The following is a 23736-nucleotide window of genomic DNA, read 5'->3' on the forward strand; positions in this document are numbered from 1 at the left end:
TCAAGTTAAAAATATTTTTTATGAGAAACGTAGCAATTATTGGAACCGGGCACACTAAATTTGGAGTTAGAACTGATGTAAATTTACAAGAACTTGCGTGGGAGGCTATTAAGCAAGCATTAGAAGAGGCTAATTTAGAACAAAAGGATATACAGTACTTTGTTGTAGGAAATGTAGGAAATTGGAGCTCTGAGGAACTACCCGCTGTGGTAGTAGGAGAATATTGCGATTTAACGCCCAAAGGTACTATGAGAGTTGAGGCTGCTTGTGCAACTGGTAGTGCTGCGTTAAGAGAGGCTTATCTTGCCATTAAGTCTGGTGAAGCTGATATTGCATTAGCTGTGGGAGTTGAACAAATGCATCAAGCACCAAATCCTCAAGTAGTTGAATTAATTGGAAGAGCTGGAGATTACTTTTGGGAGTTTGAAAATTTTGGACTAACCTTTCCAGGATATTATGCATTACATGCGTCAGCTTACATGAGCAAGTACAACGCTAAAGAGGAGGACCTAGGTAAGATAGCGATTAAAAATCACTACTACGGGGCGAGGAATCCATATGCTCAATTTCAAAAAGAAATAACAATGGAGGAGTATTTGAAATCAAAACCTGTTGCTTATCCTTTGAAGTTATTAGATTCGTCCCCAATAACTGATGGAGCTGCTGCTATCATATTAGCCTCAGAGGAAATAGCTAAGAAAATTACAGATTCACCAGTCTGGATAGTAGCCCAAGGAGTAGCTAGTGGAACAGCGAACTTAAGCAGGAGGACTGATTACACCCATATTGAGGCAGCTTATTTAGCTGCACAGCAAGCTTATAAGAGGGCTAATGTTGAATTTGATAATGCTTGGAAGTATTTCGATGTAGCTGACGTTCACGATTGTTTCACAATTGCGGAAATAATGGCTTATGAAGACTTAGGATTCGCAAAGAGAGGGGAAGGGCACATACTAGCAAGGGAAGAACAGACATATATTGGAGGTAAAATACCAGTAAACGTTGACGGTGGGTTAAAGGCTAAAGGACACCCAATAGGGGCTACTGGTGTAAGCATGGCAGTATCAATAACAAGACAACTACTATATAGGGCTCATAAAGGAACACAAGTAGAAGTAAAGAACGGAATGGGAATAACACACAACGTAGGAGGAACAGGACATTACGCATACGTAACAATATACTCAACTAGGAGGCCCTCATCATGAGCTTACCCCTAGTGTATGATCCAAAGAGCAATAACCCTTTATGGATAGACGTTAGAGAACTAAACTTGAAATATCAAATTCCGGTAAAGAAGGTTCAAAAATTCTTTGAGGGATTAAAACAAGGTAAAGTGTTAGCCACTAGATGTCCAAAATGTAATACTATATATTTCCCTCCTCAAGATGATTGTCCTAAGTGCAAAATGTCTAATCTTGATTGGGTGGAGATGCCAGAAGAGGGAGAGATAATAGCATTTACTGTAATTAATGTTAAACCTCCGTCATTTTCTAAAAATCAAGATTACGTTGTAGGGATAGCCAAGATGAGGAATGGGGTTAACGTTCTTGCATGGGTTAATTCTAAAGAAGTTAAAGTTAGTATGAAAGTGAAGCTTAAGGTAGTTAAAAGAGAACCAGAAGGTTATCTAACTTACGAATTTTTCCCAGCGTGATCTGTAATGGTAAATAAAGTAGCAGTTATAGGCTCGGGCACAATGGGGCATGGAATAGCTGAGATAGTTGCTATCTCTGGCTATCAAGTTTATTTAAGTGACGTTTCTAGTGAGATTTTAGATTCGGCTATTAAAAAAATTAAATGGAGTCTAGAAAAATTACATGAAAAAGGTCAAATAAAGGAAAGTGTAGATAATGTTCTATCAAGAATAAAAACGGTTGTTGGTTTAACTGAGGAGATAAATGATGCTGATATGGCGATTGAGGCTGTTCCAGAGAGAATTGATTTAAAGAAGCAAGTGTTCTTGAAATTAGAAGAGTTATTACCTAAAGATGCTATTTTAGCTACTAACACTAGCAGTTTACCTATAACTGAAATATCAGAAGGTTTGAGAAATAAGGGAAGAATTATCGGAACTCATTTCTTTAATCCACCCGTAATAATGCAATTGGTTGAGATAATAAGGGGGAATTATACTACTGATGAAGTTGTGAAGGAAACTAGAAATTTCATTATAAAACTCAATAAAAAGCCTATTATGGTAAATAAAGATGTGCCTGGTTTCGTTGTTAACAGAATACTGTTAAGAATTATTACGACTTGTTGTATGTTAGTAGAAAAGGGAATAACGGATTATAAAACGATAGATGCTACAGCCAGATATAAATTAGGCTTTCCAATGGGAGTATTTGAGCTAGTGGATTATACTGGAGTGGACGTTAACTATTATGTTAGTAGTGCGATGATTGAAAGAGGCTTTAAAGCGTATTACTGTAAAACTCTTGAGGAGATGACAAAGCGTAATGAATTAGGTGTCAAAAGCGGAAAGGGATTTTATGAATATCCATCTAAGAAGTACGTTAAAGTTAGCCTTCCTGAAGAGTTAGGATCGAAATTAGATCCATTATATATAATTTCTCCAGCAATAAACGAGGCTTATTGGATGGTTAGAAATGGCGTAGCTAGTGAAGAAGATATTGATATAGGCGTTAAGTTAGGGCTTAACTTTCCTAAAGGAATAACGGATTATTTAAAGGAAATGGGAAGGGATAAGGTGATAAAGGCATTGGATTATCTTTACAGAATATCCGGTGGAAGAGAAGAGTATTCCCCTTCTTTTTGATCACTTATATCTTTGCCCTACATCAAAGCCATATAATACTGAAAAGTTGGCTAGTACTCCTAAAGCTAATAGGAAATGTATAATCACTAAAATTGGGCTGGCTAAGGAGAAATACAAGTAACCTAAGATTCCTACTATAACTACTAATACTATGTTGCCTATTAAGATTCTTTTCTCAATAGGAAGTTTAACTCTGGCGTAACCTAATATAGCTATTACTAGAAGAATTGCGGCTAAAAGAGCGTGAGCACCTATTAAAGCAGGAAGGACACCATAAAAAACAATTACATTTCCTATTACGAGTTGAATTACTGTTATTCCAGCACCTAAAAGCCATAGAAGGCTATTTTTCAAATCGTTATAACCTCATAACCATTGTTAACGTAGTAAGAGACCCTCTCCCCAGCAGGCAGTAAACTTAATCCTAAACTTTCTAGATGGGGCTTAATATTCATTGCTTGAGCTACTCCTATACACGCAGAATCTACTATCTTATTTTGAAGAAGCTCTTGGAACATATTCTTTAATTCTCCATCAAGCTGTGTGAGCCTTTTTTGGCTTGGACCAAAATAAATTACCTTAACGTCTTCATATCTTTTATTCTTAACTGAGTTATATGCCATTCTCATACCTAAGTCAAACTTTTCGTCTCCAGACATTATTAGGAAGAGAACTTTTGTCATATGTTAATCAATTCATACATGTTAAAAAACTTATCCCTTAATTGATCTCGCCCTAGATATAAGGATTCCCAAGAACATAAATGTGATTCCAACTAGCTGAATAGGATAGGGTGAAACGCGGTAAATTACGAACTCTAGGAATGTGGTCAAGATGGGAACTGAGAAACTAAGTACAGTTACTTTCGGAATCTTTTCCACTTTAACCATCATGTTCCAAAGGAAGAAGGATAAAGCTCCACCTAAAGTTGAAGTATATACTATGCCTTCTATGAAATCCGTACTAGGATCAATTTGTGGGTTTAGAGGTAATATTAAAGCTAATATCAAGCTACCAATTGAGAACTGACTTGCATTAACTCTAATCGGATCATAATTTCTCAGTTTTCTATAGAAAACCGTAAATAGAGCCCAAAATACTGCATTTACTAAAGTCAATATTGCTCCAATTAACGTAAATCCTCTGACTAACGGAAGACCATATAAAATTACGCCAGAAAATCCAACTACTAATCCGACTATTTCAATTAATGTAGGACTTTCAGAGATTATATAAAACGCTATTGGTAAGGCAAATAGAGGCATAGAGTAGCTTAATACTGCAGACTCAGCTGGCGTAACATACTTTAATCCTAAAGCCCATAGTAAAGAGCTAAACGTAGTATATATACTGAGCTGAACTACGTCCTTATTCAAAATTATCTTGCCCTTACTTAAAGAAACGAATATAACTGAGGAAATCAAATATCTAATTAAGTTAAAGGTTATCGGCGAAGAAGAAAGTATAGCGTCCTTAGCGAAATAGTAATTGAAAGAGCTTATTAAAACATAAGGTAGTAGATATCTTATTACTTTCACACTCTAACCGTTCAACACTGAACTTTTAAAGTTAGCTAATGAAAATTCTTGGTTTTTTATTTCATGAAAATCAAGTTTTTTCCTTAAATCTCTTCCGCTTTTTTATGCTCTGGATATATCAGCATATCTCTAGACTAGACTTCTTCTCAGCCATAAATGGTGAGGCTTCTCTCGTTTTATAAAGCTTTTAAAAATCTGGAGTTATTGTTTTTGTTCCCAATCAAGTTAAATAGCTAGCGAGTTAATACAACTAATAAAGGTTCCATAACGGATATTTTCAGCTATTAAAATACAGCTTACGTGATTTCCTCAACTTTTTAAAACTTTTTGGAAACATTGGGAAAAACATATTAGGGGATAAAATAAGATGTTAACGCATTTATTTATAAGTGTGTTATCATTATTTTTCTATTATGCCAGATCCTATTGAACTTGCGAAGAAATATGAGGGTAAAATAGAAATTTACCCAAAAATTCCTATAACCTCTTATAATGACTTCGCCCTTATATATACTCCCGGAGTTGCTGAAGTATCTAGGGCTATTTATAAGGATCCGGACAGAAGCTTCGAATTAACGAGTAGATGGAATACGATAGCAATAGTTACAGATGGTACGAGAGTACTAGGCTTAGGCAATATTGGTCCCACAGCTGCGATGCCTGTTATGGAGGGAAAATCATTATTATTTAAGTATCTAGGGGGAGTTGATGCAGTACCCCTGCCAATAAACGTTAAAAATGCTGATGATTTTGTGAACGTTGTCGAAGCTATAGAACCATCATTCGGTGGAATCAACTTAGAGGATATAGAATCCCCGAAATGTTTCTATATATTAGAGAAGCTACAATCAGTCTTAAATATACCCGTGTGGCATGACGATCAACAAGGTACAGCTGGAGCTACATTAGCAGGGCTAATAAATGCTTTAATCTTAACTAATAGGGATCCTAAGGAAAGTAAGATAGTACTATATGGGGCCGGTGCATCAAATATTGCTACTGCAAGAATATTAGCTAAATATGGTTTTAAGTATGAAAACATGATCATGATAGATAGTAAAGGTCCATTGTATCCTACTAGAGAAGATATAGACCATTTAATGTTATATCACAAGTGGAAGTATGAATTAGCAATAAAGACTAATAAATGGGAAGCAAAAGAAATAAAAGACGCATTTAAGGGGGCAGATATAGTTGTCTCAGCTTCCACTCCTGGACCTAACGTAATAAAGAAGGAATGGATAAACTTAATGAATAAAGACGCTATAGTTTTTGCATTAGCTAATCCCGTTCCAGAGATATTGCCACAAGACGCTAAGGAAGCTGGGGCAAGAATTATAGCTACCGGAAGAAGTGATTTCCCTAATCAAGTTAATAATTCGCTAGTATTTCCTGCCATATTTAGAGGAGTTCTAGATAGTAGAGCTAAAGCGATTACTGATGAAATGATTATAACAGCATCAGAGACTATTGCTAAGTTTGCTAGGGATAAGGGTATAAACGATAATTACATTATTCCAAGAATGGATGAATGGGAAGTGTATTACGAAGTAGCTGCAGCTGTAGCGAGTAAGGCAGTAGAATTAGGCTTAGCTAGGGTTAAAAGAACTAGGGATGAGTTTAAGGAAATTGCTAAGCATAGAATATTAAGGGCTAGAAAAATAATGAATCTGGTGATAAACACATGGTCACCATAAGAAGGGCAAAAAAAGAAGACATTGAAATGATAACAGACTTCTTCAGCAGGATGTATAGGCTTAACAGTGAGTTTGATCCGTTACTATCCACCCAGGAAGATTTAGAGGAGAGGGTAAGTAAAGTCATTGAAAAAAGTTTAGAAAGTCCTAACGAAATAATAGTAATAGCTGAGGATAATGGGAAAGTAGTGGGGGCAGCTAGAGTAATAGCATATGATAGGATATTCTATGTTCCAGAGAAGGAAGCTGTGATTGAAGAATTTTATGTCCACCCTTCATATAGAAGACAAGGTGTAGGGAAGGAAATAGTAAGTTTCATTCAAGGAGAATTAGAAAAGTTAGGAATACAGTTAATTGCAGCTAATTTTCCAGCTAGAAACTTAATAGCAGCGTCTTTCTACAAAAAAATGGGTTTTAGAGAGATATATTGTAAATTTATAAAGAAAATATATTAATCATGTTACTTTTTTTCACTTTAACATATCATAATCTTAAAACTAGCCAATTTATTAGGTCATAGCTTTAAAAAGTTGAAATATGAATACTTTGTAAGATAACTAAATGTAATTTATACCTTACAATAAACATTTGTATAAGAAGGAATGAGATTTATATAAAAAACCTTATATTCTTTAAGTAATTTATATATATTATGTCAGTAACGTGGGCCCTACCATTCGAAACTAAGATAATCCCTAAGTTGAATTCAAATCGTATTGTTAGTATAAATACCTATAAGGAGATACATAGCCAAACAGTTAAGGATTATAAGAATTTTTGGGCTTCAGTAGCCTCAGAATTAGATTGGTATAAACCATGGGAAAAAGTACTAGACGATAGTAATCCTCCATTCTATAAGTGGTTTTCTGGAGGAGAAATCAACGCAGCTTACTTAGCAGTCGATAGGCACGCTAAATCTTGGAGAAAAAACAAAGTAGCCGTCTTATGGGAAGGAGAACCAGTTGACGAGAAAGGAAATCCAAAAGAAATAAGGAAATTAACGTATTATGATTTATATAGAGAGGTAAATAGAGTAGCCTATCTATTAAAGAATAAGTATGGGCTAAAGAAAGGAGACACAATAGCGATATACTTACCAATGATTCCAGAACTACCAATTTTCATGTTAGCTGCGGCAAGATTAGGAGTAGTATTTACAGTAGTATTCTCTGGATTTAGTGCAGATGCATTAGCTAACAGGATAAACGACGCAGAGGCCAAATTAGTAGTAACAGCTGATGGAGGATGGAGAAGAGGAAAGATAGTGGAGCTAAAGGCAATTGTGGATAAGGCATTAGAAAAGACTCCTACAGTTAAGGATGTAATAGTTGTGAGGAGAATAGGACATAAAGTGAATATGGTCGAGGGAAGAGATAAGTATTTCGATGAAGTGATGAAAGATATTCCTCAGAACGTATATGTAGAACCAGAGAGATTAAAGTCAGAAGATCCATTATACATACTATACACTTCCGGAACAACGGGTAAACCGAAGGGAATAGTACATGACATTGGAGGATATATGACATTATTACATGCGACTATGAGATGGGTCTTCGACATAAGGGATGATGACGTATATTGGTGTACAGCGGACATTGGTTGGGTTACCGGGCATTCATATATCGTATTTGGTCCATTAATGGAGGGAGCTACAACAGTTATGTATGAAGGGGCTTTAGATTATCCCCAGCCAGATAGATGGGTTTCAATAATTGAAAGACATGGAGTAAATATCTTATATACCTCGCCAACTGCTATAAGGACTTTTATGAAATATGGAGATAATTGGATTAAAGCCCATGATACCTCAACAATCAGGCTAATTCATTCAGTAGGAGAACCAATAAATCCAGAAGCCCAAGAGTGGTTATGGAAATTAGTTGGAAGAGAAGAAGTGCCGTTTGGAAGTACTTGGTGGATGACTGAGACTGGCGGAATACTGATATCCCATTTACCAGGTTTATACATGATACCGATGAAGCCAGGAACTAATGGTATGCCGATATTGGGTGTAGAAGCGGATGTAGTAAATGAAGATGGAAAACCGGCTAATCCAGAGGAAAGAGGTTACCTAGTAATAAAGAATCCATGGCCCGGTATGCCTTTAACAATTTATAAAGATCCAGAGAGATATGTGAAAGTTTATTGGAGCAGATTTCCCGGAATGTTTTATGTCGGAGATTACGCAGTTAAGGATAGGGATGGATACTTCTGGATATTAGGAAGAGCTGATGAGGTGATAAAGGTTGCTGGGCATAGATTAGGAACTTACGAATTAGAGTCAGCATTAATTGAACACCCAGCAGTTGCTGAGGCAGCAGTAATAGGGGTCCCAGACCCTGTTAAAGGGGAAGTACCTTACGCCTTCGTGATACTGAGACAAGGATACTCTCCTTCTTCTCAGTTAACGCAGGAAATAATGAAAACGGTTAGGGATAAAGTGGGACCAATAGCTACTATTGATAAAATCTTCTTCGTAGGAAAACTGCCCAAGACTAGAAGTGGTAAGATAATGAGGAGAGTTGTGAGAGCTGTAGCTACTAAAGCCGAAGTAGGTGATATAACTACATTAGAAGATGAAGCTTCTGTAGATGAGATTAGAAAAGCATTAGAAGAATTCAAGGCTGAGTTTGAGAAAGTTAATAAGTAGTTTTTTGATAAGTTTTTTCCCTATATTCCTTTTTTCATAATAAAATCTTAAAAAGCACTTTAGCTTAGTCAACTTATGGACATTCAAAAGTTATTAGAAGAGGGAGACCCTGTATTTAAGTATATAGGAGTAAAAGTATTGGAATTGAAGGAAGGATATTCTAAAATTGAAATACCTTATAGAAAAGAGTTATGTAGGAGAGGTAATGTAATGAACGGAGGTGTGATAATGACCTCAATGGACTTCGCAGGAGGTTTAGCTACCATGACAGTCAATGATGGGGTAGATCAAGTCACACAAGAACTAAAGGTTAATTTTTTAGAACCGATGTACAAGGGTCCTTTTATTGTGGAAGGCAAAGTAGTAAGAAAAGGGAAAACTACGGTAGTAGTAGAGATAACATTTAAAGATAATGAAGGTAGAGTAGGAGCAATAGGATTAGGTACGTGGTATATAATTAGGGATAGAAAAGTTGGAGTTAATGATAATTTGCACAAGTAATAAAACTTTAAAATCTTTAGATAGAAAATTATATAATGGCATCAATATTCGCACCATTTAAGAGGGATCCAACTTTTTACCCTAGTCCAAAAATGGCTATGAGCTCACCACCAGAGGATTTAGCTTACGTGGCTTGCCTTTACACCGGTACTGGAATAAATAGACCAGACTTTATAGCTGTGGTTGACGTTAATCCGAGCTCAGAGACTTATTCCAAGATAATACATCGAGTAGAATTACCTTATACTAATGATGAACTCCATCACTTTGGCTGGAACGCTTGCAGTTCATCCTTATGCCCTAACGGTAGACCTAACGCAGAAAGAAGATTCTTAATAGTCCCGGGACTGAGATCGTCAAGAATTTACATAATAGATACTAAGCTTAATCCCAGAGAACCTAACATAATAAAAGTAATAGAGCCTAATGAAGTTAAGAAGGTTAGTGGTTACAGCAGACTGCATACTGTACACTGTGGACCAGATGCAATTTACATAAGTGCTTTAGGTAATGAGCAGGGAGAAGGTCCAGGAGGTATATTAATGCTTGATCATTACAGCTTTGAACCATTAGGAAGATGGGAGATAGATAGAGGAGACCAGTACTTAGCCTATGACTTCTGGTGGAACTTACCTAATGAAGTATTGGTTAGTAGTGAATGGGCAGTTCCCAACACCATTGAAGATGGATTAAAACTAGAACATCTCAAGGATAAATATGGTAATAAAATTCACTTCTGGGACTTGAGAAAGAGAAAGAAGATAAATACTCTTACACTAGGAGAAGAGAATAGAATGGCTCTGGAGCTTAGACCACTTCATGATCCAACAAAGATAATGGGATTCATAAATATGGTAGTTAGCTTAAAGGATTTAAGTAGTTCAATATGGCTATGGTTTTATGAAGATGGTAAATGGAACGCTGAGAAAGTTATAGAGATACCTGCTGAGCCAGCAGAGGGTAGTTTACCAGAAATATTAAAACCATTTAAGGCTGTACCACCTTTGGTAACTGATATAGACCTAAGCCTTGATGATAAATTCCTTTACGTTAGTCTGTGGGGAATAGGCGAGGTAAGGCAATATAATGTTACAAATCCATTTAAGCCAGTTTTAACGGGGAAGGCTAAACTAGGAGGAATATTCCATAGAGCTGATCATCCTTCTGGGCATAGGTTAACTGGAGCACCTCAAATGATCGAGATAAGTAGAGATGGTAGAAGAGTTTACGTTACTAACTCGTTATATAGTACATGGGATAATCAGTTTTACCCAGAAGGACTAAAGGGATGGATGGTTAAGTTAAACGCTAATCCAGAAGGAGGTTTGGATATAGATAAGGAATTCTTTGTTGATTTTAGAGAGGCTAGGTCTCATCAAGTTAGGCTAAGGGGAGGAGATGCTTCTTCCGATTCTTATTGCTATCCTTAGCGTAATTGAAGGTTTGGATCCTTATAAAGGATTACTTTTTTCTTACTATTTTTATAAATTTAATAAGGTGAGAGAATCATACTTAGTCCCAGTTGTTTCATCCCTGTCCTACTATGCCTTGGGGATACTTATAACACTAATGCTACTAAACGCTTTAATAGTTTATAATATTAGTATTTTAAAGATAATAATTTTTTACTTGTTAATAACGCATGCTATTATTAAAGTTCTAATGGGAAAAGTATTACACTACACCGGGAGTATGAAGCCATTCCTCATTAACGTAGTCAAGTGGGCTATCGTAAACTCCATAATTCAAATGAACTTAATATTGATTCTTTCTCTTTCGATCTTTTTTAAGCTAGCTTTTATCATCCTCGTTTCAATAACTACTATAACTAGAGAACTGATCTTTCTTCTAACTTCAAAAATTAATCATAGCATTCTAATAAATTTAACAAAATTTAACTTCGATTATATATACTCATTTTTGGTTGTATTATTAGCAATCGTGATCATAGTACTTCGATAATAACCTTATCCATATCCTTGAACATTTCATGGAGTGATATCCATATTTTAGCTTTATCACAATATTTATTATAACTTCTCACCTTAATTTCGATATAACCATCTTTCCTATTAATAATTTCAACTGAAGCCTCATTATCGTACTTATTTACCACTTCTTTCACAGCATTTAACATAATTTTTAATTCGTTGACGGACTTATATAAACTTATGATAAATAAAAGAGGGATAATAATAATGACGATCTTCGCAATAATATATAGTATATTAGAACTAGGGATGAGATGGGATCCCTCAGCTATACCAAATTCCCCATATTGGATGAAAAGTATTTTTACACCTACTGTATCTCTCTATTTCTACAGAGTCCTATACATCCTATTGTTCTCCTTCCCTTCCTATCTAGCTTCTCAGAAGCTTATATCATTAGAGACAATATGGTACTTAATTTATGGCTCGACAATAGAAGATATAGTTTATTGGATATTAGACTTCCATTTACCTTATTCTTGGTCGTGGTTTTATCCGGTGTACTATAACGTTCCTATAGATGACGTAATAGGTATATTAATTCTTGTTATAATGTTACTGAGAAAGAACTTGGGAAAATTAAAGAGTGTATAATATTAAAAACCATAAATAACATGTTCACATGAGATTCTTCATTTTCCTCAAGAAAAAGTAATAAAGAATTGCTGACACAAACCCAAATGATGATATAACCCCCCATAAAGTTACTGGATAATATAAATAATAGTTCAATAACTCACTAGATACTGATGATCCAATTATTCTTCCTAATCCAGTTACCATGCTATATAATCCAACCTGCCTACCTCTCGTCTCTCTTTTAGCCATCAAATTAACTAAGGCTTGTGAAATAGGAGAAACTATCATCTCAGCTATAGTTATAAACACTATATCTATTGATGCTAGATAAATATTAGTCACAAAAGCTATCGCAAAATACGCAAAACCATAGATTATCATTCCTAAAACTATTAGTCTAATCTTACTTTCTATTAGCCTTCCCATCAAATCTTGGAAGGCAACAATTAACAATCCGTTTATAGCAAATAATATACCGACTTCAAATTCTGTGAAATGCAGGAGTGAGTTATAATACGTAAGTATAGAAAAGCCTAACTGACCCATTATTGCAAACGTTAAAAATGTAGGTATCAGAAAAATTATGAAGTCCTTTGTCACATTAAAATCTAGGATACTCTTCCCTAGACCTTTAAAATCTGGCAACAATCTAACAAGTGGTATAACTAGCAACACTATCAACGCGGATATTAGTAACAAGGTTCTAAAGCCATAAAAGGTAAAGATATAACCACCAATTAAAGGTCCTAAAGCCCATCCCGCATTTATACCGACTCTTTGCCTACTATATGCCTTAACTAGATTACTAGTTCCTTTATATAAATCTCCTACTATCGTCGTGGACGACACGTTATAAACTGTATTGAAGAAGGTTTGAATTAATACCAATGATACGACATAAATGGATTTGTTTATTAAGTATGCTAGAAATAAAGATAAAGAGGAGAGTATTATAGAAATAGTCATACTATTTCTTCTTCCTACATAATCTACTATAATACCTCCAGAGATTGAGGCAATTACGTTTACTAACGCTTGCAATAAGTAAAATGCCGAAACGAAGGATAATGAGAATCCATACACTTTAAACAAGGCGAAACCTACGAACGGCCAAATTATTGATCCACCTAAAGCTCTAAAGCCACCAATCAAGGCTACCTTATTTATATCATGCATTTCACGTCCATTTTCAGAAAGAATATTAAATAATAAAATTACTTCTCCACTCTTAATGAAGTTTCAAATAGTCCTTAAATTAGAGATTCCAGAAATAAATTCGATTCTTTCATATTTAGTATAAAGATTTTTATTAAGCAGAATCATTTTTATAATTATGGAGCCACAAGGATTTAATTCGGATTCAGTCAAGGCGGTTGTATCTCAATTCATAGGTTTCCTCTTAGACTCCTACGATCTAACTATGATATTAACTATAGCTCCGACCTTAGCCAAAGTACTGTTACCTCCAGAGTCTCCCCTCCTGGCAACGTTTAATGTGATCTTAGCATACTCTCTTACAATAATATTCAGACCATTAGGTTCAGCAATATTTGGAAATTTGGGAGATAAGATAGGAAGGAGAGCTGATCTGATAATTACTGTCATAGGATTGGGCTTAGCTAGTGCCATAACATCTGCTTTGCCAACATATGCGGAAGCAGGAATACTATCATTTATATTATTTGTAATAATTAGAATAGCAGTAGGAATATTTGCCGGTGGTGAATATTCTGCTGGACACCCATTTGCGATGGAATGGACTCCATTTAAATGGAGAGGTCTAGTTAGCGGTATAGTTCAAGGCGGTTTCTCATTCGGTGCTGCATTAGCTGCAGTTGTAGAGGGTATATTCCTAGCCATTTATGGTACTACTGGAGTACAAGAATTTGCTTGGAGATATATTTTCTTAACTGCATTAGTACCAGCGTTTCTGGCCTTAGCTATTAGGCTAGCAATGAAGGAAACACCAGTATTTGAAGACGTTAAGAAGAAAAATTTAGTGAGGAGGACTCCATTCCTCGACTTGTTTAGAAAACCTTATAGAAGAGACTTTTTCCAAGTGATGCTCTACATGACTGGTATGTTTTTCTTCGCCTATAGCCTATTTGCATTTGTACCAGCCATTTTAGAACACGCTCCTTCTAAATTGCCTTACGTTACAGCAGTTAATGTATATACTTATGGAACCTATGCAGCCTTTATAGGTGCTATTCTTTTCGGTGCTTTATCTCAGTACGTAGGAAGAAGGAGACTAACAATTATTTGGGCTATCATGACGTTCATAGTTTCAATTCCAGTGTATTACCTTTTGATTACCTCAGCTTCCTCTGGTAACTTAATTTTAGCTTCAATTGCATCTATCCTCATAGGAATAATAACTCAAGGTCCTTGGGGAATAATACCAATTTATTTATCAGAAAGGTTTAAGGCTTCTATGAGGGCTTCTGGAGTAGGATTTGGATACTCCTCAGGGATATTTATCGGAGGTTGGTTTAGTATCTACGTACCTTTAATGCACAACTATCTCTTTAAAGGTATCGACACTCCGACAAATGTGTGGTTCTCTACTGCAATACTATTAATGATAGGTGCAGTTCTAGTAGGCATAGGACAGTATTTAGGACCAGAGACATTAGGAACCAAACTGGCAGAAGAGGTTAGCGCGACAAAACAATAAAAAATTTTATTTGAATATTTTTATTGAATTTTTCCTAACATATATTAAAACTTCTTCATCACTCCTCAAAGGATGATCAACATAAGTAACAATCTCATCACTACCCTCAATAGGCATGACAGTAATCCTAAACATACCACCTTGATAACCAACAACCTTAACCCTACCCTTACCAACCAAAACCCAATCATCCAAACTCAAAACATCCTTAGCCAACTTAACATCCTCTGGCCTAACACCAACAACAACCCTATCCCCACTATAACCACCAACAAAAGGAAACTTCAAACTACCAACAACAACACCCTCATCAGTAACCTTACCCTCCAACTCATTAATCTCACCAATCAAACTAGCAACCTCAACAGAGACAGGATTATTATAAACATCCTCAGGCTTACCAACTTGAACAAGCCTACCCTTAACCAAAACTCCAACACTATCAGCAATAGAAAAAATATCAGCAGGATCATGACTAACAATAAGCAAAGTAACCCCCAACCTCCCTTGAACATCCTTAACCAAAGCCCTAGCACTATCCCTCATCCTAGCATCCAAATTACTAAAAGGCTCATCCAACAAAAGCAAAGAAGGATTCTTAACCAAAGCCCTAGCCAAAGCAACCCTCTGCTGCTGACCACCAGACAACTCCCTAGGATAATGACCCAAAACATGAGAAATATCCAAAATCTCAGCAACCTCCTCAACCCTCCTCCTAATCTCACCCCTACTAAGCCTCATATTAGTCAAAGGAAAAGCAATATTCTCAAAAGCAGTAAGATTAGGATACAAAGCCCAAGTCTGAAAAACCATACCAATCCTCCTATCCTCAGGGGGAACAACAAGCCTACCATTAGAAGCAACAACCCTATCATCAAACAAAAGCTCACCACTAGAAGGAACATCCAAACCAGCAACAATCCTCATAAAAGTAGTCTTACCAGCACCACTAGGACCCAAAACACCAAACCTAGAACCACTCTCAACAACCAAACTAACATTATCCAAAGCAACAACAGAACCCCTCTTAAAAACCTTACTAATACTCCTAGCAACAATCCTAACCAAACATCACACCCCCTTACCTCCTCCTCCTAGGGCAATTAACCCTCTTATAAAGTATCTTCCAAGGAATATAAATATTGCTAGTGGTATTATACTCGCTAACATAGCAGCAGCGAATGTGTCATTATATAACGTGCCATATCCTCCAGTATACGATTCTACGGCTACAGAGATTAACCTCATACCCGGAGTTGTAACCAAAATTAGAGGTATGAAGAAATTATTCCATGATTGTATTATAATGAATATTAACGTTGATATAAAACCTGGCAAAGAGAGAGGAAACACTATCCTCATGAATATCTTTAAATCTCCAGTTCCGTCCATTTTAGCAGCTTCTATTAAACTTCTGGGTATCACGGAAATAAACATTGACATTAACAATGCTCCAGTAGGGATGTAAAATATTAGCATGGCAAAAATTATGCCTATATAACTATCTAAAATACCCATACTTACTATTAACCTTGTTAGGGGTATTAAGGTAGCTTGATAAGGTATGAAAGTCGCTAATGCTATTAAGGAAAATAATACATCGCTTATTGTTGAGGAAAACCTACTAAAGGAGTAAGAGAGAGTGTAGAAGAAATATGCACCCATAGCACCTAGAAACGCTGACACTAATGAAGTTGGAATTACGACTATTAGACTGTTAAGTAACGGTTTCGATAATGCACTGATAACTGTAATATAAGCACTTATTGAAAATTTAGTCGGAGGCGCTAATACTGGACTAGATAATACCTCTAAATTACTCTTAAATCCGTTTATGAGCATTGCATAGACTGGTATTAACCATATCACACTTATTATTGCTAATGCTAGGTAATGTAATGTGGCCTTTACGACTGGCCTCATCTCCTTATCCACCTCCTAATTATGATTAAAGCGTACGGTATTATAATGATCGAAGCTATCACTGTTATTATTGTGGCAACTGCTGTAGCTTGAGAGAAGAATTCTACAGTGAATAAGTAATACATATAGACTACTAAAGTTTGGAGGAAAACATTAGTAGGTCCTCCAGATAATATGTAAGGCAGACTAAATATTCTAAATGAAAATAAGAACAATAGGGCAGTCGATATGATAAATGAGTTTGTAGAATTAGGAATTAAGAACTTATATAAAATCTTAAAAGAATTAGCGCCATCCAACCTGGCTGCCTCCACTATCGTCTTATCAATATTCATGAAACCGGCTAAGTAGAATAACGCCGCAATTCCAGTATAAGCCCATATTGACACGATAATTAAGCTTGGAAACATTGTAGAAGTTGATGATAACCAGGGGAATTGTGGCAAACCTATTTTGACGAATAACCAATCTATACCTATGTTAATATTATACAGCCATAGCCAAATTAATGCATTTACAGCCATTGATATGGCAAGAGGATATATTATGATTGAAAGAAATACTGATCTAGCTTTATTTGATGTCAAAAAGTATAACAAACCTGCTAATAATATACCCAGAGCATTACCTACTAAGACTAAAATAGCTGACAATTCTAAGGAATGGATTAAAGAATTCTTGAACTCAAATGAACTCGCAACCGTTATAAATGTCTTCAATCCTACTAGTGTGGGCTTAGGATTTAAGAGAGACCAATTCATAAATGACATCGCTGCGTTCCATAAAACTAGATATAATAATATTGCAGAAAATATTGCAGTAGGAAGAACTAAAATTACAGTACCCCTCTTCATAATTATAATTTTTATTTTTTAGGGGTATAAATGTATTTTCTAAGTGTACGGATAGTAGGAAAAACTTCAACAAGACTGAAACATAAACATTAAGAGGTCTGTAAATGATCTAATGCCATCGTAAAAATTTTTTGGAATCTAAAAGAGTATGATAAATCAGATCTCAAGAATAGAACTAATTCAACTATACTTTTAATACAGATATTAGCATATGCAATTACATACTAGATTATTATAATTAATTTCATTTGCCTCAATAGTTAAACATTGATGCTTTAATAGTTAAACATAAGTTTTATTAATCTTTTTTTCATACGTTATCTTACCATGAAATATAATTATAGTTTAGTTAAGGGTTTATCATCAACACAAATAGCTATAATTGTTGCTGTAGTAGTAATAATTGTAGTTATTGGGGCAGTAGCAGGAGTACTACTAACAAGAAAACCAACAACAACAATAGTAACAACAACAGTAACAAGCACAATAACAACAAGCACAACAACACCAGTAGTGACAACAAGCACAACAGGACCAATAGTATTCTACACATGGTGGGCAACAGAAGGAAAAATAGCCCTACAACACTTAGTACCAGCATTCCAAAGCGCTACTGGATTACAAATGCAACCCTATATTGTGCCTGGAGCTGGTGGGACAAACGCTAAATACGCAATATTAGCTCTAATAGAAGCTGGAAAACCACCAGCAGCGTTTCAGGTACATTTTGGTCCGGAAATGATTAGTTATGTTGAGGCTGCGCCTAATGGTGTAAATTCATTTGTTAACGTTACACCCTATGCCCAACAATGGGGACTATTCAACAATGCAGTATACGAAGTATTACAAGCAGGAGCGTTTAATGGAACATTGTTATCTATTCCAGTAAATGTTCATAGAGGAGCATTATTATATGTTAATGCTCAGTTATTAAGGGAGTATAATTTACCATTCCCCTACAATTTGAGTACACTAATTTATGATACAGTACAGTTGGCAAACCACGGAATTCACCCATGGATAATACCCGGTGGAGACGGGGGATGGGACCAATTCAACCTATGGGAAGACATATTCCTATCCCTAGCTGGACCACAACTATATGACGAAATGATATATGGAACCATAAACTTAAACAACGCTACAGTCCAAAAACTAATAAACGAGACCAACTACTGGTTCCTAAACTTCACATCCTACGATTACCCAGGCTGGCAATCAATGACGTGGACACAAGGACTAACACTACTCGTACAAGGAAAAGTAGCATTCCAAGCAAATGGAAACTGGCTAACAAACTACGCATATGACTTCCTAAACACATCAGCATACCCACCACTACCACAATACATAAACAACACAAGCATAACACTAATAGAATCCCCATTCCCAGGAACACAAAACTACTATGCACTAGTAATTGACTCCATAGGCATACCAGTAGGTCCTCAAGAACAACAAGCTCTACAACTAGCCCACTTCTGGTCATCATACCAAGGGCAGGAAATATGGACTAAGTGGAAGGCTGTAACATATTATAAGAACGCCACTGATTACTTCAACACTCCTGCTCAATGGTATGATTATCAACAGTTGATAAATGATTCTAAGAATCCTCAAGACTTCGTATATCAATTATCTGATGGTGGAGTATTTGATGATGTCTTCGCACAAATAGACTCTGGATTACTAACACTACAACAAGTCGGTAATGCAGGTTTATCAGCTTGGAACTCAACACTAGTCTCAGCAATGCATGAAGAGGAGAGTGAATGGCTAGCAGCAGCAAAACTAGGCTTAGGATACTTAGGATTTCCAAACCATCCATTCGCAAACTATTATCCACCATGGGTAATGAACCCAATGGCATATGGGTTAAAGAGTAGTAAAAGCGTAAATAGTGATACATCAAGCTTACCACTAATACTAATACTATTAGGCTCAACAATATTGGCAACTGAAGTATTAATAAACAAAAAATTCATAAGCAAGGAAATGATTGTAAGATTAATCAAATTATAAATAAGATTTTTTTCTATTTATGTTTTGTTTATACTTTTCTAACTCAGTATGGAATTCTTCTAATTCAATTTAAACTGATGCCAACCGCTTCTAAATAATTATATAATTACTATCCTCAATAAATTTACTGAAATTGAATATAATATATACGTTAAGTCATGGCGAGGTAGTATAAAAAAGATTTGAAGTGTATTTAACTAAAACTTAATTCATTAATAAGGAATATTTATAAGTTATCAAGACAAACAATTAACTATGTGTTATGAAAAATATGAGAAAACTATGATACAACAGAGAAAAGCTAGAAAACAGAAGGTTGTAGCACCTTTACCTACCAGCTAAGTTAAGAAGAGTTTTTTGCCTTTAATTTAAAATATTTTTTATATAATTTATTAACTTCTCTAGAGTTAACTTTCCTTCCATGACTTCTAAGCCCACCGGTGAAATTATAAGGGATGTGAAGAATTTCGTGTATCAAGACTCTAATTTTATCTTCGTAACTTAATTTTAAGAATCTCTCAGATATTAGCTCTATTACATAGACTGGTTTCATTTCAAATGCGTTTATGATAACCTTAGGAATACTCCAGATTCTAGCTATTGCTCTACTTTTACTACCAGTTGAGTACACAACTCTAACTCTATCAACATCGATATAGTTCAGATTTAACGTGATGATAATATCCCTAACTAGTTCCTCTTCTTGTATAGCCCTATTATAACTTATCATATCTTATCACTAGAAAAGGATAGAATTACATTCACTAACTCTCTTATTTTCTGTCTTAATACATTTTCTCCTAGTTGCTCATCAATAATGATCGGCTTTCCATCATTTAACACACCATATATGTTTCCCTCTTTTGAAGGATATAAGGTGAAAACTCCAGTTTTAACGTTATAATCCTTTATCTCCTTTATCTTATCTATTTTAACTAAACTTTTGTTAATTACATATATCCTTGATGTCTCAATACTGCCTGCATGAAGATCATTAACCTTGAAGACTTCCTTATCCTTATCGTCAAATACGTTAAAGATTAGCACCTTAGCTTTATCATTATTCATGTTAAATTCCCTCTGAACTAACGGTAAAAAATAATTATTACCTCCGTGACCGTTAACTATAACAAATCTTGTTAAACCTAAGTTATCTTTCGCACTATACAAAATGTCTTTTACTAGGGAAATTGCTGTTGCAAAACTCAGCGTAACGAAAGGAAATCCCTTATGCTCGATGGAAACTCCATAGAATATTGTGGGAAATAAAAGTACCCTATCCTTTAACTCCTCTTCTACTTTGACAGAAATATATTCTGCAATAATTCCGTCAGTGCCTAGAGGTAGATGAGGACCATGTTGCTCGATGCTTCCTATCGGAATAATTCCTACCGAATCACTCCTTATGTCATCTTTTGTTATTTCCACTAACTTCATTGATATGTATACATTATAGGACGTTTTTATTTGTTGCTTTTTCCAACTTTCTCTCTGGCATGAATGGTCAAGCTTTCCTCATCTTGTAACACTAAGGATCTCAATTAACTTGAACAGAATAACGTAAATTGTTAAAGCAATTTTCCATCTAAATCTTTAAAGATTTAGGAAAATTATTCAAGGACATGTAGATTAAATTTAGAGTCTAATAAAAATATATTTAAATAATTTAATAAAAGATTACAATATTTCGATTTCCTTATTGAATATATCCTTAGGTAAATACGCTGTTACTATCCAGTTAGGTACGTCAACTACTTCACTAACCCTTAAGTTCACAGCTACGCTCGCTAGCATATAAGCCTCCACTGGAGTCATATATTTACTTAAGATCGAAATTATACCTTTTATAGCCTTTTTCGATGCTATCCATAAATTGTTATCGATACCTGGATAGGCTATGTATTCATTATACTCAGTTTCTTTAACCTTTTTAGTTACGAACACGGGTTGTGATAATCCTACATTTTTCAGTAATTTAATCTTCATAGTTACTTCCATTGGAGCCTCTATTGCTGTACCACAAACTTCTCCATCGCCTTGTGCTAAATGCGTATCCCCCACTGATAATAAAGCTCCTTTTACGAAAACTGGTAAATACAATTTAGTCCCAACCGTTAGATGCTTAATATCCATATTACCTCCATTTTCTCTAGGCGGAATAGTACTAAGCTTCCCTCTAGTTTGTAAAGCCGTGCCTATAACTCCAGGGAATGGATTCAACGGTATTTTAACCTCTAGATCACCAAATTTAGCGTAAGCATAATTATCATCAGCCTTCCATATTTTTAAGGCAGGCCCTAAAACATCTATTGGTGAAGTATATTGCTCATCGGCGAGGAATCCAAATCCTGGCAAAACTCCGGTCCATCCCCAACCTTTATTCTTAAACTCTAGGAACTCTATTTCTAAAGCGTCTCCAGGCTCAGCGTTCTTTACTTCTATAGGTCCAGTTAGTGGATGGATTCTGGAGAAATCAAGCTTTAGTAAATCTTTTTCTATAGATGATGGAGTTACTTGACCATCAGACGCCTCTTTAGTCTCTACTGTTATAATGTCCCCATCACTTATACTCATTATAGGTTGTAATGAGTTATCCCACTTATTGTGGGTTATAGCATGTATAGTGTATTGCATCGATATTCATTACCTTTTCAACCTTATAAGTTTGGAAGTTTTCGAATACTTTAATACTGACCTCCTTCCTAAATGGCTTGCCTTTGCCAGTTCATGCTCCCTAGATTATGTAATATTTTTCGAAAAAATTTAAATAACAATAAAGGATTAGTAAGAGACATGGAAGATAGAAAAATTAGCCCATTCTTATTATCCCTACCGATAAGGAAAATATTTGATAACGTTAATGAGGTATTAAAATACATTAAGAGTGGGATGACCGTTCTAGATCATGGATGTGGCCCTGGATTTTACACTATTCCTATCGCTAGAAAAGTTGGAGATAAAGGATTCGTTTATGCTGTTGACTCTGATGAAAAGCAGATAAAGGTGTTGCAGAGAAAATTAGAAAGGTTAAATATCAATAATGTGAAGACAATAGTTTCTAGGGATTTATCGCAGATACCATCTAACACTATTGATTTTTTGTTATCAAAGGACGTTTTATGTTGCACAGTTCTACATAAAGAGTTAGCAGAGGAAATAAAAAGGGTTCTTAAACCTAACGGCTTAGCCTTTATTACCATAAGAAAGGGCTTTGGTTCTGATCCTAGAAATATTACATCAAAAGAATTATTCTCCTTATTTCCAGACAGTTTAATTAAAAGGGATGGAGTGTTTACGGCACTAGTATTATATATGAAAAGAACTGACTAATATTCGATAGTTGATTATAGTATATAATAGAGTAAATTATGAGACGCTTGTATTAGACTCTAGTTTTCTGACTTCTTCCCCGCTATAGAGGCTTTCCTCAACTTTGAAATACCTTTAAGTTTTTTAGCTCGAATCGTCACAATTAAACGTGGTGAGGAGAACTCCCCAGACTGAACGATTGATGAATCCTTTAAGTGCTGACCTTATATTACCTTTAGCCCTCTTAGATTAACCTCAATTTGTTTCCTAAGTATTTCCCCTGCTGTACCCCCTATGTCTATTTCTCCTATACTAAAATCTTTGTTAATCATTTGTTCCAGATGACGGCTTAACACGTTGGGACTAACAATGCCACCATGAGCTAATCCTACCATATTAGGCTTCAAGTTTATTTGGAATTTAAGGCTATTGACATATTCATCATAATCTAATGGGGGAGGTGTAGTTGGTATTACCACACCATTAAAGAAAGCTCCTGCGCTATCTCCGGTGAATAATACATCGTTAACCATTACTGAAATGTGATGCTTAGCATGACCTGGAGTATGATAAATTTGCAAAATTCTCCCTTCTCCCAGATCAAAATTTTCTCCTCCATCAACCTCTATGACTTTATCTTGTTCTATCTTAGTGAACTCTCCATAAACATAATATAGATCTCCTAAGACATTTCTTGCTGATTCGTTAAGTCTCTTAACGCCCTCATCAGAGGTTAAATATTTCTTAAAACCGCTTTTCACCAAGATTTTAACGTTCTTATACATATTAATTATCTCTTGCAGTAGTCCTATGTGATCTATGTGAATGTGCGTCAAAATAACTAAGTCCAGCTTGTCGAGAAAAGATGAATCCATGATTGAGTTTGAAACTCCAGCATCTATCATTACGTTCATTTTATCCCCACAAACTACATAAACTGTAACAATCTCTGGAAATTCTGGAGGACCAGCTGGGACTGCGTGAAGACCTCTACAAGGCATAAGTATTAAGAATTATTTACCAATAAAAAAGATTATGTTAAAAGTCACATTTCGGTCCTAGAATTTACAAAATGTGGAAAAGCCTCGCCGTTTATGGCAGGAATGATAAAATCGTTGAAGCCAACTCTATATGCAGATGGGTGGGGCTCTCCTACACTCTTGACTGTCATATGACAATCGTTAAGGGAGACCTATAAGGGGAGGAAGTC

The 23736-nt window shown here is 35.5% G+C and carries 23 protein-coding genes and 1 pseudogene; 12 read left to right on the top strand and 12 right to left on the bottom strand.

Annotated elements, in window-relative coordinates; genetic code table 11:
* The first annotated feature begins 20 nt into the window (after positions 1–20).
* The 3 genes and pseudogenes from BFU36_RS08040 (at position 21) to BFU36_RS08050 (ending at position 2782) form a co-directional block, all read left to right on the top strand.
* The gene (locus tag BFU36_RS08040) at positions 21–1208 is read left to right on the top strand and encodes a thiolase domain-containing protein (protein ID WP_069283258.1); all 1188 of its coding nucleotides are present in this window, start codon (positions 21–23) and stop codon (positions 1206–1208) included.
* 20 nt (positions 1209–1228) lie between these two features.
* Positions 1229–1657 (top strand): annotated as a pseudogene (locus BFU36_RS08045) (Zn-ribbon domain-containing OB-fold protein); the annotation flags it as partial.
* Between the two features lie 6 nt (positions 1658–1663).
* Positions 1664–2782, top strand: coding sequence for a 3-hydroxyacyl-CoA dehydrogenase (locus tag BFU36_RS08050; protein WP_069283260.1), 1119 nt, complete (start codon positions 1664–1666; stop codon positions 2780–2782).
* On the opposite strand, the gene BFU36_RS08055 is transcribed toward BFU36_RS08050, so the two are convergent.
* From BFU36_RS08055 to BFU36_RS08065, 3 genes are read right to left on the bottom strand one after another with little or no spacing between them, the layout of a single operon-like run.
* A complete protein-coding gene (locus BFU36_RS08055) occupies positions 2783–3136 on the bottom strand; it encodes a hypothetical protein (protein WP_069283262.1) in 354 nt (117 codons plus the stop codon). It abuts the gene before it with no gap.
* On the bottom strand, positions 3133–3465 hold the full coding sequence (locus tag BFU36_RS08060) for a hypothetical protein (protein ID WP_069283266.1): 333 nt from the start codon (positions 3463–3465) through the stop codon (positions 3133–3135). Before BFU36_RS08060 ends, BFU36_RS08055 begins: the two co-directional genes overlap by 4 nt.
* 30 nt (positions 3466–3495) lie before the next feature.
* Positions 3496–4320, bottom strand: coding sequence for a DMT family transporter (locus BFU36_RS08065; RefSeq protein WP_069283267.1), 825 nt, complete (start codon positions 4318–4320; stop codon positions 3496–3498).
* Between the two features lie 413 nt (positions 4321–4733).
* On the opposite strand from BFU36_RS08065, the gene BFU36_RS08070 reads away from it, so the two are divergent.
* From BFU36_RS08070 to BFU36_RS08090, 5 genes are all read left to right on the top strand, one after another.
* Complete coding sequence (locus tag BFU36_RS08070; protein WP_069283268.1) at positions 4734–6017, top strand: NADP-dependent malic enzyme; 1284 nt, start codon at positions 4734–4736, stop codon at positions 6015–6017.
* A complete protein-coding gene (locus BFU36_RS08075; protein ID WP_069283269.1) occupies positions 6005–6472 on the top strand; it encodes a GNAT family N-acetyltransferase in 468 nt (155 codons plus the stop codon). Before BFU36_RS08070 ends, BFU36_RS08075 begins: the two co-directional genes overlap by 13 nt.
* Positions 6473–6669: 197 nt before the next feature.
* Positions 6670–8670, top strand: coding sequence for an acetate--CoA ligase (gene acs, locus BFU36_RS08080; RefSeq protein WP_069283271.1), 2001 nt, complete (start codon positions 6670–6672; stop codon positions 8668–8670).
* A 75-nt stretch (positions 8671–8745) separates the two neighbouring features.
* Positions 8746–9171: a PaaI family thioesterase gene (locus BFU36_RS08085; RefSeq protein WP_069283273.1), complete on the top strand. Its 426-nt coding sequence runs from the start codon at positions 8746–8748 to the stop codon at positions 9169–9171.
* A gap of 35 nt (positions 9172–9206) precedes the next feature.
* Positions 9207–10601 carry a selenium-binding family protein gene (locus tag BFU36_RS08090; protein ID WP_069283275.1) on the top strand — a complete coding sequence of 465 codons (1395 nt, stop codon included), beginning with the start codon at positions 9207–9209 and terminating at the stop codon, positions 10599–10601.
* A 515-nt stretch (positions 10602–11116) separates the two neighbouring features.
* Here the strand turns inward: BFU36_RS08090 and BFU36_RS08100 are convergent.
* Complete coding sequence (locus BFU36_RS08100; RefSeq protein WP_069283279.1) at positions 11117–11308, bottom strand: hypothetical protein; 192 nt, start codon at positions 11306–11308, stop codon at positions 11117–11119.
* A 34-nt stretch (positions 11309–11342) separates the two neighbouring features.
* Between BFU36_RS08100 and BFU36_RS08105 the strand changes: the two genes are divergently transcribed.
* Positions 11343–11756: a hypothetical protein gene (locus tag BFU36_RS08105; protein WP_069283280.1), complete on the top strand. Its 414-nt coding sequence runs from the start codon at positions 11343–11345 to the stop codon at positions 11754–11756.
* Positions 11757–11780: 24 nt separating this feature from the next.
* Here the strand turns inward: BFU36_RS08105 and BFU36_RS08110 are convergent, their stop codons facing one another.
* A complete protein-coding gene (locus tag BFU36_RS08110; RefSeq protein ID WP_069283283.1) occupies positions 11781–12917 on the bottom strand; it encodes an MFS transporter in 1137 nt (378 codons plus the stop codon).
* Positions 12918–13074: 157 nt separating this feature from the next.
* Here BFU36_RS08110 and BFU36_RS08115 point away from each other — a divergent pair, with 157 nt between their 5' ends.
* A complete protein-coding gene (locus tag BFU36_RS08115) occupies positions 13075–14418 on the top strand; it encodes an MFS transporter (RefSeq protein ID WP_069283285.1) in 1344 nt (447 codons plus the stop codon).
* 6 nt (positions 14419–14424) lie between these two features.
* On the opposite strand, the gene glcV is transcribed toward BFU36_RS08115, so the two are convergent.
* Genes glcV through glcT form a run of 3 tightly spaced genes read right to left on the bottom strand, consistent with a single transcriptional unit; the run spans position 14425 to position 17195 of the window.
* Complete coding sequence (gene glcV / locus BFU36_RS08120; protein ID WP_069283012.1) at positions 14425–15486, bottom strand: glucose ABC transporter ATP-binding protein GlcV; 1062 nt, start codon at positions 15484–15486, stop codon at positions 14425–14427.
* A gap of 3 nt (positions 15487–15489) precedes the next feature.
* Positions 15490–16341 carry a glucose ABC transporter permease GlcU gene (glcU, locus tag BFU36_RS08125; protein ID WP_069283287.1) on the bottom strand — a complete coding sequence of 284 codons (852 nt, stop codon included), beginning with the start codon at positions 16339–16341 and terminating at the stop codon, positions 15490–15492.
* Positions 16338–17195, bottom strand: a complete 858-nt coding sequence (glcT, locus tag BFU36_RS08130) for a glucose ABC transporter permease GlcT (protein ID WP_069283289.1) — start codon at positions 17193–17195, stop codon at positions 16338–16340. Before glcT ends, glcU begins: the two co-directional genes overlap by 4 nt.
* Before the next feature lie 327 nt (positions 17196–17522).
* On the opposite strand from glcT, the gene glcS reads away from it, so the two are divergent.
* The gene (gene glcS, locus BFU36_RS08135; protein WP_069283291.1) at positions 17523–19217 is read left to right on the top strand and encodes a glucose ABC transporter substrate-binding protein GlcS; all 1695 of its coding nucleotides are present in this window, start codon (positions 17523–17525) and stop codon (positions 19215–19217) included.
* 343 nt (positions 19218–19560) lie between these two features.
* Here the strand turns inward: glcS and BFU36_RS08140 are convergent, their stop codons facing one another.
* The 3 genes from BFU36_RS08140 to BFU36_RS08150 form a co-directional block, all read right to left on the bottom strand.
* The gene (locus BFU36_RS08140; RefSeq protein ID WP_069283293.1) at positions 19561–19947 is read right to left on the bottom strand and encodes a putative metallopeptidase; all 387 of its coding nucleotides are present in this window, start codon (positions 19945–19947) and stop codon (positions 19561–19563) included.
* Complete coding sequence (locus BFU36_RS08145) at positions 19944–20654, bottom strand: creatininase family protein (protein WP_069283295.1); 711 nt, start codon at positions 20652–20654, stop codon at positions 19944–19946. The genes BFU36_RS08140 and BFU36_RS08145 overlap by 4 nt, the downstream gene beginning before the upstream one ends.
* 240 nt (positions 20655–20894) lie before the next feature.
* Positions 20895–21851 (bottom strand): acetamidase/formamidase family protein, encoded by a 957-nt coding sequence (locus BFU36_RS08150; RefSeq protein WP_069283298.1) that lies wholly within the window; start codon positions 21849–21851, stop codon positions 20895–20897.
* A 159-nt stretch (positions 21852–22010) separates the two neighbouring features.
* On the opposite strand from BFU36_RS08150, the gene BFU36_RS08155 reads away from it, so the two are divergent.
* Positions 22011–22547: a class I SAM-dependent methyltransferase gene (locus BFU36_RS08155; RefSeq protein WP_231961095.1), complete on the top strand. Its 537-nt coding sequence runs from the start codon at positions 22011–22013 to the stop codon at positions 22545–22547.
* A gap of 203 nt (positions 22548–22750) precedes the next feature.
* On the opposite strand, the gene BFU36_RS08160 is transcribed toward BFU36_RS08155, so the two are convergent.
* Positions 22751–23527 carry an MBL fold metallo-hydrolase gene (locus BFU36_RS08160; RefSeq protein ID WP_069283300.1) on the bottom strand — a complete coding sequence of 259 codons (777 nt, stop codon included), beginning with the start codon at positions 23525–23527 and terminating at the stop codon, positions 22751–22753.
* Positions 23528–23736 lie beyond the last annotated feature (209 nt).

The organism is Sulfolobus sp. A20, assembly GCF_001719125.1.
Classification (GTDB): Archaea; Thermoproteota; Thermoprotei_A; order Sulfolobales; family Sulfolobaceae; genus Saccharolobus.

What these genes read in the sequence shown, in the direction of transcription:
- BFU36_RS08140 (WP_069283293.1), bottom strand. Translation starts at nt 19,947, where the DNA reads ATGATAAGTTATAATAGGGCTATACAAGAAGAGGAACTAGTTAGGGAT.
- BFU36_RS08040 (WP_069283258.1), top strand. Translation starts at nt 21, where the DNA reads ATGAGAAACGTAGCAATTATTGGAACCGGGCACACTAAATTTGGAGTT.
- glcU (WP_069283287.1), bottom strand. Translation starts at nt 16,341, where the DNA reads ATGAGGCCAGTCGTAAAGGCCACATTACATTACCTAGCATTAGCAATA.
- BFU36_RS08075 (WP_069283269.1), top strand. Translation starts at nt 6,005, where the DNA reads ATGGTCACCATAAGAAGGGCAAAAAAAGAAGACATTGAAATGATAACA.
- BFU36_RS08105 (WP_069283280.1), top strand. Translation starts at nt 11,343, where the DNA reads ATGATAAATAAAAGAGGGATAATAATAATGACGATCTTCGCAATAATA.
- acs (WP_069283271.1), top strand. Translation starts at nt 6,670, where the DNA reads ATGTCAGTAACGTGGGCCCTACCATTCGAAACTAAGATAATCCCTAAG.
- BFU36_RS08160 (WP_069283300.1), bottom strand. Translation starts at nt 23,527, where the DNA reads ATGCCTTGTAGAGGTCTTCACGCAGTCCCAGCTGGTCCTCCAGAATTT.
- BFU36_RS08070 (WP_069283268.1), top strand. Translation starts at nt 4,734, where the DNA reads ATGCCAGATCCTATTGAACTTGCGAAGAAATATGAGGGTAAAATAGAA.
- BFU36_RS08050 (WP_069283260.1), top strand. Translation starts at nt 1,664, where the DNA reads ATGGTAAATAAAGTAGCAGTTATAGGCTCGGGCACAATGGGGCATGGA.
- BFU36_RS08110 (WP_069283283.1), bottom strand. Translation starts at nt 12,917, where the DNA reads ATGCATGATATAAATAAGGTAGCCTTGATTGGTGGCTTTAGAGCTTTA.
- glcT (WP_069283289.1), bottom strand. Translation starts at nt 17,195, where the DNA reads ATGAAGAGGGGTACTGTAATTTTAGTTCTTCCTACTGCAATATTTTCT.
- BFU36_RS08060 (WP_069283266.1), bottom strand. Translation starts at nt 3,465, where the DNA reads ATGACAAAAGTTCTCTTCCTAATAATGTCTGGAGACGAAAAGTTTGAC.
- BFU36_RS08100 (WP_069283279.1), bottom strand. Translation starts at nt 11,308, where the DNA reads ATGTTAAATGCTGTGAAAGAAGTGGTAAATAAGTACGATAATGAGGCT.
- BFU36_RS08085 (WP_069283273.1), top strand. Translation starts at nt 8,746, where the DNA reads ATGGACATTCAAAAGTTATTAGAAGAGGGAGACCCTGTATTTAAGTAT.
- BFU36_RS08090 (WP_069283275.1), top strand. Translation starts at nt 9,207, where the DNA reads ATGGCATCAATATTCGCACCATTTAAGAGGGATCCAACTTTTTACCCT.
- BFU36_RS08150 (WP_069283298.1), bottom strand. Translation starts at nt 21,851, where the DNA reads ATGCAATACACTATACATGCTATAACCCACAATAAGTGGGATAACTCA.
- glcS (WP_069283291.1), top strand. Translation starts at nt 17,523, where the DNA reads ATGAAATATAATTATAGTTTAGTTAAGGGTTTATCATCAACACAAATA.
- BFU36_RS08115 (WP_069283285.1), top strand. Translation starts at nt 13,075, where the DNA reads ATGGAGCCACAAGGATTTAATTCGGATTCAGTCAAGGCGGTTGTATCT.
- BFU36_RS08155 (WP_231961095.1), top strand. Translation starts at nt 22,011, where the DNA reads ATGGAAGATAGAAAAATTAGCCCATTCTTATTATCCCTACCGATAAGG.
- BFU36_RS08145 (WP_069283295.1), bottom strand. Translation starts at nt 20,654, where the DNA reads ATGAAGTTAGTGGAAATAACAAAAGATGACATAAGGAGTGATTCGGTA.